The organism is Nitratireductor sp. ZSWI3 (genome assembly GCF_024655565.1).
GTDB lineage: Bacteria > Pseudomonadota > Alphaproteobacteria > Rhizobiales > Rhizobiaceae > Nitratireductor.
The window spans coordinates 1-13,059 of sequence record NZ_JANKOF010000118.1; the positions used below are offsets into that span (position 1 = coordinate 1).

Here is a 13,059-nt window from a genome sequence, read left to right on the forward strand (position 1 = left end):
TGAGGTCGTCATCGGCGCCCCAGGCCCAGAACAGCGCGGCCAGCGTCACGTCGATGACGATCAGGGTGGTGGCGATGAACGCGACCTCGCCGCCGAGCAGGCCGAAGCCGCTGTCGATGTAGGAGGTGAAGACCCCGAGGAAATTATCGATGACGCCTGTGCCGCCCATCGGTCATTCCCTGGTGCCGGATTGCGGGACGGCGGGTGCTGGCGCAGGTGCGCGACCCAGGAAACGGTCGCGGCTTTCGGCCCAGGCGGTGAGGCAATCGGCGTTGCGGGTCGCGGCCTCGCCCAGTTGCTGGCACCGGCGCAGCGTCGCCCGCAAGGGATCGGCCGGAGGCTGGAGCGTCGGTGCCGTCCTGGCCGGCGCGGGATCGTCCTTGCGGGTCATCTCGACCACCGTGACCGTGATCGCGACGGCAACGAAGGCGACCGCGCCGATCCGTGCGAGGGTCTTTCCCTCCATCGCTTCCCCCTTTCCGGCCGTCCGCCGCCTCAGTTGCTACCGTTGAACATCTGCGCGTTGCCGGGCTGGTAGCCCGAGCCCGGCGTCAGGAAACGCTCGCGCTGGACACGGCCCTGCTCGGCGGCGGTTGCGCGCTCGGCCTCGATGAGCGCTTCAGAGCGGCCGTTGGCCGACATCACGGCGATCAGATCGGAAAGCTGCTGTGATTGGAGGGCAAGGAGCTGGTTGCCGGCCTGCGTGGCTTGCAGCGCGCCGGCAGCATTCTGGCTCCGGCCGACAAGTTCGGACATTTGGTTGCGGTTGGTCTCGATATTGCCGACGACTCCGGCCTGAACGCGCATGGCGTCCTGCAAGCCGCCCACCGTGTTCTCCCAGCGGCTGCGCGCATCGGCGACCAGCTGCTGGTCGGTGGCCGAGAGCGAGACGTTGCCATATTGCTGCTGGAACGCCTGGTCGATGTTCTGCACGTCGAAGGCGATGCTTTGCGCTTGGCTCAAAAGCTGCTGCGTGCGCTGGACGTTCTGCTGGATCTGCTGGAGCGCCGAATATGGCAGGCTCGCGAGGTTTCGGGCCTGATTGATGAGCATCTGCGCTTCGTTCTGGAGTTGCTGAATCTGGTTGTTAATCTGTTCCAGCGACCGGGCCGCGGTCAGAAGGTTCTCGGCGTGGTTGGTCGGGTCATAAACGATCCGGCCGAAGCCGAAGAGCGCATGCGCAGGGCTGGCCAGCATGGGTGAAATTGCAGTGGGCGCGGCGAGCGCCAGCGCGATGACGGACGCGCTGGCGAGGCGGGGAACGAGAATACGGATCATGGCAATATCTCCTCTTCGGTCAGGGTGGGTTCGGGGGTTTCTCCGGGCGGAATGGAGCCGTCCGGCTGGAACTCTGTCGGGTCGCCAGGCGCCGCCGCCCCTTCCGTTGTCTCTGGCGCGGCGGTGTCCGACCGGTCGGCGATATTGGTGAGATCGGGGATCAGGTCTGTGGCCCACTCGACGCGGCGATGGCGCAGCCAAGCCGTCAGGAATTCGTCGCGGCCGTGTTCGGCGACGATGCGCTCGATGGCGGCCTGGTCGGATTTGGCGGAGGCGGCGCAGAGAGCGAGCCCGACTTCGCTGAGGCCCAACTCGAACAGGCGGTTGCCGCGCCGGGACTGGCAGTAATAGTCCCGCTTGGGCGTTGCCCGGGCGAGGATCTCGATCTGACGGTCGTTGAGGCCGAAGCGGCGATAGATGGCCGTGATCTGCGGTTCGATGGCGCGCTCGTTGGGCAGCAGGAGGCGCGTCGGGCAGCTCTCGATGATGGCAGGCGCGATATTGCTGCCGTCGATGTCGCTGAGCGACTGCGTGGCGAAGACGACGGAGGCGTTCTTCTTCCTGAGCGTCTTCAACCACTCGCGGAGCTGACCGGCAAAGCCCTCGTCGTCCAGCGCCAGCCAGCCCTCGTCGATGATGAGCAGGGTCGGGCGGCCGTCGAGCCGGTCGCCGATGCGATGGAAAAGATAGGAAAGGACGGCCGGAGCCGCGCCAGTCCCGACCAGTCCCTCGATCTCGAACGCCTGTACATCGGCCGACCCCAGATGCTCGGATTCCGCATCGAGCAGCCGCCCATAGGCGCCGCCGACGCAGAACGGCCGGAGCGCCTGCTTCAAGTCATTCGACTGGAGCAGAACACTCAAGCCGGTGATGGTGCGTTCCCCGACTGGCGCGGATGCCAGCGAGGTCAGCGCCGTCCAGAGATGCTCCTTCACCTCGGGCGTGATCGTGACGCCTTCCCGCATGAGGATGGCGACGATCCAGTCCGCCGCCCAGGCGCGTTCATAGGTGTCGTGGATGCGGGCGAGCGGCTGGAGCGCGACAATCCCCGCGTCACCGTCGGTCAGGCCGCCGCCGAGGTCATGCCAGTCGCCGCCCATGGCGAGCGCGGCGGCGCGGATCGAGCCGCCGAAATCGAAGGCGAAGAGCTGGCTTCCTACGTAGCGGCGGAACTGAAGCGCCATCAGCGCGAGCAGCACGGACTTGCCAGCGCCCGTGGGGCCAACGACAAGGGTGTGGCCGACGTCGCCGACATGAAGGGAAAACCGGAACGGGGTCGATCCCTCGGTCTTGCCGTAAAGCAAGGGGGGCGAACCGAAATGCTCGTCCCGTTCCGGCCCCGCCCACACGGCGCTGAGGGGGATCATGTGGGCAAGGTTGAGCGTCGAGATGGGCGGCTGACGGACGTTCGCATAGGCGTGTCCGGGCAGTGAGCCGAGCCAGGCATCGACGGCGTTGACGGTTTCGGGCATGGCCGTGAAATCGCGGCCCTGAATAACTTTCTCGACCAGGCGCAGCTTCTCTTGCGCCACGCGCGGATCGGCGTCCCAGACGGTGACGGTCGCCGTGACATAGGCCATGCCGGCGACATCCGATCCGAGTTCCTGCAGGGCCATGTCGGCGTCGGCGGCCTTGTTGGCGGCATCCGTGTCGACCAACGCGGATTGCTCGTTGGTCATCACCTCTTTCAGGATCGCCGCGATGGACTTGCGCTTGGCGAACCATTGGCGGCGGATTCGGGTGAGCAGCCGCGTCGCATCGGTCTTGTCCATGAGGATGGCGCGCGTCGTCCAGCGATACGGGAAGGCGAGCCGATTCATCTCGTCGAGCAGACCCGGCGTCGTCGCGGTCGGGAAGCCCACGATGGTCAGGACGCGCAGATGTTGCTCGCCAAGGCGCGGCTCCAACCCTCCGATCAAGGGTTGATCGGCGAGCAGCGCGTCGAGATGCATCGGCACCTCGGGCACGCGCACGCGGTGCCGGTTCGTGGAAACCGCCGCGTGAAGGTAGGTCAGCGTCTCGCCGTCATCCAGCCAGCGGCATTCGGGCATGAATCCGTCCATGAGCGCCAGCACGCGGTCGGTGCGATCGATGAAGCCACGCAGGGCTTCCCACGGATCGACGCCCGTCTTGTCCCGACCCTCGTAGAACAAGGCCTCGGTGCGGGCCGCTTCCTCGGCGGGCGGCAGATAGAGGAAGGTCAGGTAGTATCGGGACTCGAAGTGGCTTCCGTCCTCCTCGAACTGCGCCTTCCGCTCGGCATCTACCAGGGCCGAGGCCGCGTCGGGAAACGTGCTCTCGGGATATTGCTGCGCCGTAGGCCGAACGGCTTCGACGAAGATGCTCCAGCCGCAACCGAGACGGCGGAAGGCGTTGTTGATGCGTCCGGCAACCGCGACCAGCTCGGCTGCGACGGCGGAATCCAGATCGGGACCGCGGAATTTCGCGGTGCGCTGGAAGCTCCCGTCCTTGTTGAGCACGACGCCCTGACCGATGAGCGCCGCCCATGGCAGGTAGTCGGCGAGGCGCGTGTTGCGATTGCGATACTCGGCAAGATTCATCATCGGTCCGGCTCCTTCAGACTGCCAGGTAGCCGGGAAGCTTGAGATGCCTCCGCCCGACCTCGACGAAGAACGGGTCGCGCTTTGCCGCCCAGACGGCCGTGAAATGGCCGACCGCCCAGATGACGATCCCGGCCAGCCAAAGCTGGAGGCCGAGCCCGACGGCGCCGGCCAGCGTCCCGTTCAGAATCGCGATCGAGCGCGGCGCCCCGCCAAGCAGGATCGTCTCGGTCAGAGCCCGGTGGACCGGGACAGTGAAGCCCGGCACGGCATCGAGTTGTTCAAAGCTCCCCGCCATCAGACAAGCGCCCCGCCGCCGAAGGAGAAAAACGACAGGAAGAAGCTCGACGCCGCGAAGGCGATGGAGATGCCGAAGACGATCTGGATCAGGCGCCGGAAACCGCCGCCGGTATCGCCGAAGGCCAGCGTCAGGCCGGTAACGATGATGATGATGACGGCAATGATCTTGGCGACAGGTCCCTCGATGGATTCGAGGATGGATTGCAGCGGCGCTTCCCACGGCATCGATGAGCCGGAGGCGTATGCGGCGGACGCCATGAACAAGTTGATATAGGTAACGGCTGCCGCCGTCGCGATATGGCGGCGAAAACGCAGGGCATTGCGGATCATTGGGGACTTCCTTCCGGGTCGGTTGCGCGGGTGATGCGATAGTCGCCGTCCGGCCCGAGTCCTTCGACGCGGGCAAGTTCGGCGAGACGGCGCGAGGCGCCACGGCCGGCGAGGACGGCCACCAGGTCGATGGTCTCGGCGATCAGCGCGCGTGGCACGGTGACGACGGCTTCCTGGATGAGCTGCTCAAGGCGGCGCAGCGCGCCGATGCCGGTGCCGGCATGGATGGTGCCGATGCCGCCCGGATGGCCGGTGCCCCATGCCTTGAGCAGGTCGAGGGCTTCCGCGCCGCGCACCTCGCCGATGGGGATGCGGTCGGGCCGCAGGCGCAGCGATGAGCGGACGAGATCGGACAGCGTTGCGACACCGTCCTTCGTCCGCATGGCCACGAGATTGGGCGCGGCGCATTGCAGCTCGCGCGTGTCCTCGATGATGACGACGCGATCCGCACCCTTCGCCACTTCGGCGAGCAGAGCGTTGGTGAGCGTGGTCTTGCCCGTGCTGGTCCCGCCCGCGACAAGGATGTTGGCGCGCGACGCGACAGCTTCGCGCAGCCTCAAAGCCTGGTGGACGGTCATAATCCCGGCGGCCACATAGTCATCGAGCGTGAACACCGCGATGGCGGGTTTCCTGATCGCGAAGGCCGGCGCGGCCACTACCGGCGGCAGCAATCCCTCGAACCGCTCTCCCGTCTCGGGCAGTTCGGCCGAGACACGCGGCGCCCTGGGATGGACTTCCGCGCCGACATGGTGGGCGACCAGCCGCACGATGCGCTCACCATCGGCCGCGGGTAGCCGCTTCCCCGTATCGGCCAGCCCCTCCGACAGCCGGTCCACCCAGATGCGGCCGTCCGGGTTCAGCATCACCTCGACCACGGCGGGGTCTTCGAGCAGCCCTGAAATGGCGGACCCAAGCGCCGTGCGCAACATGCGCGCGCCGCGTGCGATCGCCTCCGGCTTGTCGTGAGTGGCAGTCATCTCGGCCCCGCTTCTTAACGGGGCGTGACAGATGGTCCCCGCATCGGGGTCGATTAAGAAAGCCCGAAATCCGATCGGTTCAACAAGTATTTAGGCGTGTGCGGGCGTCGGCGGCGAACGGCGGCAAATAGGAGGGGTAATGCCTGGGATGGGGTGGGCAGCGGACTGGCAGGATTTGGCCAACCGATCACAGTAACGGACATCACCGCTTATGGCGGCTGCTTGGAAATCATAGTGCCAAGCACGCAAGAGACCTCTGGTCTTTATGGCGGTCGCGCTGACGGCATGTTTCTGACGTAAGGGTGCACCTGTGGATTATGTCGTAGACCAAGACTCTGGAGCATGATCCGAGTAGATTGGGCGCGTACGTTTGCGTGTCAGGAAGCCGATGTCGGACAGCGATGAGACTTACTTCTGGGGCCGATTGCCCCAGATCACCTATTACTCAAAGCGCATCACCCAAATCGGTGAGAAGGACATACCTCCTAAAAGGTTCATGTATCGGGTGGTTGAGGGCAAAGGGGGGATCATCGCAGTGAGGGAAGGCAAAGAGGTCGTCCTGCGCAGGAGCAATGCCGGGCGTTACCAGTTCAAGGCGACACTGCACGAGGACAGCAGCAAGATCAGCACCTTGACCTTCCAGAAATGGAACAGCAAGGACATGCCCTACGCTGTCGATACCTTCCCGCTGTACGGGAAAGAGATCGATGAGTTGCTGACGTTCATCAAGGCCTGCGAGACCATGATTTTTGTGGATGACGACGGCGGCAAACTGCCCGACCGCGCCCAGGTCCAGTCGTCATTCGACCGTCGCCAGATTGCCAAGGTCCTGGTGGAAGACCCCAAGCTCCTAAATGCGGTGCTTGAAACCGATATGCAGGCTCAGGAAATCTACAGCCTCGCCCGTCGCAAGAAAGAGTTGGCCTACTTCAAGCGGATGCTCGATGACGATGAATTCCGCGAGAGCCAGAAGGTGGCGGCCAACGGGCGCATGGAGGACGCGTGGCAGGCCTTCTTTGAGCGGAATACATGGATATTTGGCTATGGCCTCTCATACATCCCGATGAGCAAGCTGGACGGCCAGACGCTGAAGTCCAAGGTCGCCGGATACAACATCACCGGCCGGGGCAAGGAGGTGGATGGGCTCATGAAGACCGTCGCCGCCATCAACTCGCTCTGCTTCGTAGAAATCAAGACCTCCGACACCGACCTCATCAGGAGCTATCGACCCGGCGTCTTTGCCCCGAGTTTGGAGCTTGCCGGCGCAGTCTCGCAGATACAGGTTACGGTCCAACGAGCGCTGGAAGACCTAACGGAGGTGTTTCGGCCCACCCATTCCGAGACGGGCGACTTTACCGGAGAGACCCTTTTTCAGTTTCAGCCCCGTTCATTTCTGGTCATTGGCAACCTTGGGGAACTCGATAGCCCGAACGGCGCCAACAAAGACAAGTTTCGGTCGTTTGAGTTATTCCGTCGCTCGCTCCGCTGGCCTGAGGTAGTGACGTTCGATGAGCTATACGCCCGGGCCAAATTCATAGTAGATGACGCTGAGACGGTGACGAAATAGCCCACTACTATCTGCGCGCTTACGCCGACGGCTACGCCTCACGACGATTAACCCAAGAGCGGCAACTTTTGGACTGTGACGAGCAGACCGCAGATGACCAAAAGGAGGTCAAACCCGACGGTTCATCGCGCGCGCCCGATGCGCCCCAGAATGGCTCGGCAGGCTCGATAACGGGAATGGCTGCAATGCGAGGGGGCGCCATATGCTGCCACGTGATCCGAACAGGACGAAGGTATAGAGTTGTCACCTTCAGGGCGTCTTGGCCCGCACGGAGAAAACAATGCCGGTCGACCGCCCGAGTTCCTTCATCGGCGATTTCAAGCTGGCCGACAATGTCGCGCACAGCCTCGACGTCGTCCGTACATTGTGGATGCTACGGGAAGAAGCGAATCCCGCCCGGAAACGCTACCTGCAGAAGCCGATGATCATCCTAAACGTGGCGATCATTGAGGCCCTGCTCTACGACCTCCACAAGCGGGTCAGATGGTTCACGCGTGAAGGCGTGATGGGTATGCCGGCGAATATCATCACCTACATCCGTGGCAAACAGATCGACAAGCTGGAGACCCTCATCGCGAGTTGCCGGAAGCATGACCTTTTCGATGAACCCGGATCGACCTTTTACGACGACCTCGACCTTCTCAGACGGATTCGGAACCGGGTGCATCTGCAAAACGAGAAGAACGATCTGGAGCCGGATGACGCAAACGCGTTTTCGGCCGAACGGCTCGCGCTCTCCGAGCGGGCGGTGGAATTTGTCATGATGACGCTCGAAGCCCAGCATCCGCGGCCTGGCAACACCTACACGCACCCGTTTCATCTGCCGTGGCCAACCTATTTTCCTTGAGCCGAACAGGCTTCCTTTGGGGGTCCTAGCGGGGAGTCCGATGGGCTGCCCCCCACAAAGCCTTGTAAAAACATTAAAGGTGCAGTGAACTCTTGGGCCGAAGTGAGCGGTACATCTCAGTGTCCGGTCTGCGGCATTCCTCGGTAGACGTAGACCTCGCCTATTTAGACGATTACCCCTCCCGGCCGCGGTGGTGACCATCGCCGTCCGCTCCTACGCAGCGCTAGGCCACTAATATAACGGCCTGACCACGCGGACAGTTCGGAACGTGAGGAGCGACGGCTTTCGGGAAGCCGCCAGTGAACTTTGAACGACCGCAGTGGGGTCGAAGACCGCCTTTATTCTCTGTCGGCTTCATCAACGCCCCTAGCAGTCCTTTCAGGAGGTATGTCGCGCGATAGCTCTCTGAGGAACCTATCGCCGTTCGCCAGCCTGCGGCCGAGGGTCTGCATGAAGCCCTCGAATCGCTCCACGCCCTTGGCTCGAGCCGACTCTTTTGCGGTCTCCGGTATCGGCGGCGTGATGGTCAGCCAGAAGCGGATGAAGAGCGAGAGAGTTTCGCCCAGGATAGCGAGATCCTCGTCCAGCCCGTCGACGTGGCGGCCAAGCCTGTCGAGGCGGCGTGACATGGCCGCTTCCAGCCGATCCGCCGTATCCCCGGACAGGAAAGAGGCGACAGCCGCCTCGATGATCGCGGACTTTGATACCTTGCGCCGCAATGACAGCGCCTCGACCTGTTTCAGCAGCTCCGGGTCGAAATAGACATTCATGCGCGTGCGTTTGGTCACGGGGAGTCCTTCAAAGCTCGATTCCGTCAGCGGGGTTCATCGACGCCTGCCGCGCGACCATGCGCATGCGGGAGCGCAAGGCGCGGGCCTTGGCGGCGTCTACATCAGGTTCGTCGTCGAGGATGTCGAATTCCCGCGCCGGAGAAGGCGGCGGCGGAACGATCTCCTCATGCTCGGGCAATTCCGGCTCGCGGCGGATACCGGCATTGGCCGGATCACCGGGGGCGCCTTCCGTGGCGCCCGATGCCGGTCGGTCCGCCGCGGCAATCACGCGGCGCGACCAGTCGTCCGTTGGGGGCGCCGGTGCGCAAGCCGGCCCGGCGGCCGGGTCAGGCGGCGTGAGGACACGCTCCCTGAGCCGCGCATCCTCGTAGTAGCGGGCCTTGGTGGCGCGGATCGGGGGTGTGCCCGCCACCATGACGATTTCGTCGGTGGGCGGAAGCTGCATGATCTCGCCAGGCGTCATCAATGGCCGCGCGGTTTCCTGCCGGGATACCATCAGATGGCCCAGCCAGGGCGCGAGCCGATGGCCTGCATAGTTGGTGGAGTCGCGCAACTCGGTCGCGGTGCCGAGAGAATCTGACACGCGCTTGGCAGTGCGCTCGTCATTGGTGGCGAAGGCAACGCGGACATGGCAGTTGTCGAGAATGGAATTGTTCTGGCCATAAGCGCGCTCGATCTGGTTGAGGCTTTGCGCAATCAGGAAGCTCTTGAGGCCATAGCCGGCCATGAAGGCGAGCGCCGATTCAAAGAAGTCGAGCCGGTCGAGCGCGGGGAACTCGTCCAGCATCAACAGCAGGCGATGACGTTGGCCGGACGTGGTCAGCTCTTCGGTGAGCCTGCGGCCGATCTGGTTGAGGATGAGGCGAATGAGCGGTTTGGTGCGGTTGATGTCGGACGGCGGCACGACGAGGTAGAGCGAGACCGGATTCCCGCCTCCGACCAGATCGGCGATGCGCCAGTCGCAGCGCGAGGTGACGCGCGCCACGACCGGATCGCGGTAGAGGCCGAGAAACGACATGGCCGTGGACAGTACGCCGGATCGTTCGTTCTCGGATTTGTTCAGCAGTTCGCGCGCAGCGGAAGCGACGACGGGGTGGACGCCGGCTTCGCCCAGATGCGGCGTGTCCATCATCGCGCGCAAGGTTGCCTCGACCGGCCGTTTCGGATCGGACAGGAAATTGGCGACACCGGCCAGGGTCTTGTCGGGTTCGGCGTAAAGCACATGCAGGATCGCGCCAACCAGCAGTGCGTGAGATGTCTTTTCCCAGTGGTTGCGCTTGTCGAGGCTGCCTTCGGGATCGACAAGGATGTCGGCGATGTTCTGTACGTCGCGGACTTCCCATTCGCCCTGCCGCACCTCGAGCAGCGGATTGTAGGCCGAGGATTTCGCATTGGTCGGGTCGAACAGCAGCACGCGGCCGTGCTTGGCCCGGAAGCCGGCCGTCAGCGTCCAGTTCTCGCCCTTGATGTCGTGGACGATACAGCTTCCCGGCCAGGTCAGCAGGGTCGGAACGACCAGGCCAACACCTTTGCCCGACCGGGTCGGGGCGAAGCACAGGACATGCTCCGGTCCGTCATGGCGCAGATAGTCGCGGTCGTACTGGCCGAGCACCACACCGTCAGGGCCGAGAAGCCCGGCGGCACGGATTTCGCGATCTTCGGCCCAGCGTGCCGAGCCGTAGGTGGCAACGTTCTTTGCCTCCCGCGCCCGGATGATCGACATGAGGATGGCGGCGGCGATGGCGATGAAACCGCCCGAGGCCGCGATGATCGCGCCCTCGACGAAAATCGCTGGCGCATAGGCGTCGAAGGAGAACCACCACCAGAAGAAGGCGGGGGGATAGTAGACCGGCCATCCGGCCAGATCGAACCAGGGATTGCCGAGTTGCGGCTGAAATCCAAGCCGCCATGCGGTCCATTGTGTCGCCGCCCACGTCATCACCAGAACAATGGTGAAGACGACGGCGATCTGGCCCCAGAGTATTCTGCCTCCGCGCATAAAGGCTCCAATCGGCAAAAGAGATGGAGCCGATCAGAGAATAGGCATTTGCGCGAGAGGCAACAGGAAAGACCGGGCCGGAGAGCGGGCGAATGCCACAGCGCGCAAATAGGACGGTTCTCAGCGCTGGGGCACGCGCCAAGCGAATGCGCGTATGCCTTTGTTCAGATTCCTATGCCGCGTGATCTGCCAAGCTGCCATGACACCGATCCGCCCTTAACGACGCCCATGACCTCGCGGCCGAGCTGACGGTCAATAACGGGCCGCCAGGGGACAAGGGTGAACTCGTGGCTCTTTTCCACGATGGCGAACTTGCCGCTCGATAACTGTACCGTGCCCGTGAACTTGCCGCTGACGCTCTCGGCCTCCGCCGCTGCCCGGAACGGCAGGCCCTTGCTCGCCGCCATCTCTGTGCCGGCACGGGCAATTTCGCGTTCGCACAGGGTGGCGAGAAGATTACGCCGGTAGAAAACGCGGCCGTCCTGCCGGCGCGTGGCGTCGCCCCGTTCGATATGATGTTCGCGGCGCTGGTCGATCGCCTTGCGCACCTGGCTCCCGAACCCGGCCGTTGCGAGATCCGATGCCTCGCCGGAGATCAACCGCCGGTCGAGCCAGGTCGCGCCATCGGCGCCGACCTGTCTTTCCAGATCGAAGGCAGACAGGACGCGCACGCTGGCCTGCCGGTTGCGGCCCGCATCATAGGCGGCGGCGCGGCTCTCGAAATCCTCGGGTATGCGCCATTGGTGAGCGTCAATCCGCTCGACGATGCCGGCGCGGCGCAGTGCCTCCAGCCGGCGCACATGGGCATCGACATAGTCATCATAGTCGCCACCCGGCACGCGGCCCTCGAACCTGGCCTGTTCCAGATGGCGGCCTGGCCGATAGATGCCGTCCTCGGCGATTGTCGCAATCGCGCGGTCGGACGGGCGCTGCGTGGTGTCGGCCACGCCGATCTCGACGATGCTGCCGATGCGGCCATCCTCGACCCGGACCGGATCGATGCCGGCGACATGATGCGTGCGGCCATCGATCCCGTCCACGACCAGGGTCAGGTTCTCGTCCAACTCGTCGGAGAGATATTTGTCCACGACACGGCCGACGATGGGAGACGCCGGCGGCCCGGCATGAATCTGGAAGGTTATCGGGTCGCGCTCCAGGCCATCGGCTTTCAACGCCTTGTGCATGGTGCGGATGATGTCGCCGCGCTCGCCCAGTTCGCGCAGCGCCGGTTCCATCCTTTCGCTCAATTCCCAGACGCCCGGTGCGTGTTCCGTGGCCAGGCCCATCTTCTCGAGCTTGGCGAGCCGGCGCAGGCGCAGCGTCCGCTCGAACAGCCGCCTCGGTTCGGCGGGCTCGTGGCGCAGATCGAGGAAGCGGCTATCGGCCCCGTCTGCCATTGCCCGGTCGATGCGGGTGAAGCGGTCCTGGTCGATCTCGGCCGACAGCTTTCGGCCCTGCTCGATCTCGGTCACGGGGCCGAGCTCGAGGGTGGTCAACTCGCTCGCCCGCTCGCGAATCCCGTTGGCGAGATAGTCGCCATTGATGACCAGGTTCTCGCCCAGATCGTCCTTGCCCCGGACGATGACATGCACATGGGGATGGCCGGTGTTGTAGTGATTGACCGCGACCCAATCGAGCCGCGTGCCGAGGTCGGATTCGATCCGGCTCATCAGATCGCGGGTATGCGCGGCCAGGTCGGTGAGGTTGGCGCCGTCCTCGGGCGAGACGATGAACCGGAACTGGTGACGATCATCAGCACCGCGATCAAGAAAGGCGTTGCCATCGGCGCGGTCCTCGTCGGCCGAATAGAGCTGGCCACGCTCGCCGTCGCGCGAGGTTCCGTCGCGCTGGATGTAGCGCAGATGGGCGGCAGACCTGCCGTTCCTGCCGGCGTTCTGGACGTAGCGGGTTTTCACGACGACGCGGCGCATGCCGGGGGCGCTGTGACGCCATCCGCCTGACAGGGTGCGGGCGCGAACGAAGGCCGCGCCGCGACCCCGCCGCACACCCGGTCCTCCACTTGCCCGCGATGCCTTGTCGCTCTTCCCGGTCGCACCGGACACGGAGCGCATTGATGATCGCGTCGCTGATCTGGACGGGCCACTGCTGTGCTGCCGCGCGAGCTTCTTCGCCTGCGTCAGAAAGCTCTTTGCCTTGCCCGCGCGCGGCATGTCGGAGCGGATGCGGCCGGGCTTGGGCCGAAAGCGGTTTTCGTCGTCGGCGCTCATGGCCGCGCTCCGGGCCAGAATGACGCAAGGCCGACCGTTTTCGGACGATAGTGCCGGTCAAAACCCAGCAAGGCCAGGGCGTTGCGAGACATCGCGGCACGCGATGCCCTTAAGTGGGGTGCCGTTCGCGTCCCGCCCAAACAGCATGCAGACAACAATAATTTCGCGAACTGGCCCGACC

Annotated in this window: 11 protein-coding genes and 1 pseudogene; 2 read left to right on the forward strand and 10 right to left on the reverse strand. The window is 64.2% G+C overall.

Features of this window, described 5'->3' with window-relative positions; genetic code table 11:
• The 7 genes and pseudogenes from NUU27_RS22885 to trbB form a co-directional block, all read right to left on the reverse strand.
• A pseudogene (locus NUU27_RS22885) lies at window positions 1–169 on the reverse strand (P-type conjugative transfer protein TrbL); the annotation flags it as partial.
• Between the two features lie 3 nt (window positions 170–172).
• Window positions 173–466: a putative entry exclusion protein TrbK-alt gene (trbK-alt, locus tag NUU27_RS22890; RefSeq protein WP_257764613.1), complete on the reverse strand. Its 294-nt coding sequence runs from the start codon at window positions 464–466 to the stop codon at window positions 173–175.
• 29 nt (window positions 467–495) lie between these two features.
• Entirely contained in the window at window positions 496–1,278 is a 783-nt protein-coding gene (gene trbJ, locus NUU27_RS22895; RefSeq protein WP_257764614.1) for a P-type conjugative transfer protein TrbJ, read from the reverse strand.
• Entirely contained in the window at window positions 1,275–3,842 is a 2,568-nt protein-coding gene (gene trbE, locus NUU27_RS22900; RefSeq protein ID WP_257764615.1) for a conjugal transfer protein TrbE, read from the reverse strand. The genes trbJ and trbE overlap by 4 nt, the downstream gene beginning before the upstream one ends.
• A gap of 13 nt (window positions 3,843–3,855) precedes the next feature.
• Entirely contained in the window at window positions 3,856–4,137 is a 282-nt protein-coding gene (locus NUU27_RS22905; protein ID WP_257764616.1) for a VirB3 family type IV secretion system protein, read from the reverse strand.
• Complete coding sequence (locus NUU27_RS22910) at window positions 4,137–4,469, reverse strand: TrbC/VirB2 family protein (RefSeq protein WP_257764617.1); 333 nt, start codon at window positions 4,467–4,469, stop codon at window positions 4,137–4,139. The genes NUU27_RS22905 and NUU27_RS22910 overlap by 1 nt, the downstream gene beginning before the upstream one ends.
• Window positions 4,466–5,446, reverse strand: coding sequence for a P-type conjugative transfer ATPase TrbB (trbB, locus tag NUU27_RS22915; RefSeq protein WP_257764618.1), 981 nt, complete (start codon window positions 5,444–5,446; stop codon window positions 4,466–4,468). Before trbB ends, NUU27_RS22910 begins: the two co-directional genes overlap by 4 nt.
• A gap of 388 nt (window positions 5,447–5,834) precedes the next feature.
• Between trbB and NUU27_RS22920 the strand changes: the two genes are divergently transcribed.
• Window positions 5,835–7,013 (forward strand): Shedu immune nuclease family protein, encoded by a 1,179-nt coding sequence (locus NUU27_RS22920; protein ID WP_257764619.1) that lies wholly within the window; start codon window positions 5,835–5,837, stop codon window positions 7,011–7,013.
• A gap of 280 nt (window positions 7,014–7,293) precedes the next feature.
• Window positions 7,294–7,860 carry a hypothetical protein gene (locus NUU27_RS22925; protein ID WP_257764620.1) on the forward strand — a complete coding sequence of 189 codons (567 nt, stop codon included), beginning with the start codon at window positions 7,294–7,296 and terminating at the stop codon, window positions 7,858–7,860.
• Window positions 7,861–8,198: 338 nt separating this feature from the next.
• On the opposite strand, the gene NUU27_RS22930 is transcribed toward NUU27_RS22925, so the two are convergent.
• The 3 genes from NUU27_RS22930 to NUU27_RS25525 form a co-directional block, all read right to left on the reverse strand.
• Window positions 8,199–8,648, reverse strand: a complete 450-nt coding sequence (locus NUU27_RS22930; RefSeq protein WP_257764621.1) for a CopG family transcriptional regulator — start codon at window positions 8,646–8,648, stop codon at window positions 8,199–8,201.
• 10 nt (window positions 8,649–8,658) lie between these two features.
• Window positions 8,659–10,650: a conjugal transfer protein TraG gene (locus NUU27_RS22935; protein ID WP_257764622.1), complete on the reverse strand. Its 1,992-nt coding sequence runs from the start codon at window positions 10,648–10,650 to the stop codon at window positions 8,659–8,661.
• A 164-nt stretch (window positions 10,651–10,814) separates the two neighbouring features.
• Entirely contained in the window at window positions 10,815–12,878 is a 2,064-nt protein-coding gene (locus NUU27_RS25525) for a DUF3363 domain-containing protein (RefSeq protein WP_308219995.1), read from the reverse strand.
• Between the last annotated feature and the right edge of the window lie 181 nt (window positions 12,879–13,059).

Bases quoted from the DNA above. Each gene is read 5' to 3' on its own strand.
- trbK-alt (WP_257764613.1), bottom strand. From the start codon at position 466: ATGGAGGGAAAGACCCTCGCACGGATCGGCGCGGTCGCCTTCGTTGCC.
- trbJ (WP_257764614.1), bottom strand. From the start codon at position 1,278: ATGATCCGTATTCTCGTTCCCCGCCTCGCCAGCGCGTCCGTCATCGCG.
- trbE (WP_257764615.1), bottom strand. From the start codon at position 3,842: ATGATGAATCTTGCCGAGTATCGCAATCGCAACACGCGCCTCGCCGAC.
- NUU27_RS22905 (WP_257764616.1), bottom strand. From the start codon at position 4,137: ATGGCGGGGAGCTTTGAACAACTCGATGCCGTGCCGGGCTTCACTGTC.
- NUU27_RS22910 (WP_257764617.1), bottom strand. From the start codon at position 4,469: ATGATCCGCAATGCCCTGCGTTTTCGCCGCCATATCGCGACGGCGGCA.
- trbB (WP_257764618.1), bottom strand. From the start codon at position 5,446: ATGACTGCCACTCACGACAAGCCGGAGGCGATCGCACGCGGCGCGCGC.
- NUU27_RS22920 (WP_257764619.1), top strand. From the start codon at position 5,835: ATGTCGGACAGCGATGAGACTTACTTCTGGGGCCGATTGCCCCAGATC.
- NUU27_RS22925 (WP_257764620.1), top strand. From the start codon at position 7,294: ATGCCGGTCGACCGCCCGAGTTCCTTCATCGGCGATTTCAAGCTGGCC.
- NUU27_RS22935 (WP_257764622.1), bottom strand. From the start codon at position 10,650: ATGCGCGGAGGCAGAATACTCTGGGGCCAGATCGCCGTCGTCTTCACC.
- NUU27_RS25525 (WP_308219995.1), bottom strand. From the start codon at position 12,878: ATGAGCGCCGACGACGAAAACCGCTTTCGGCCCAAGCCCGGCCGCATC.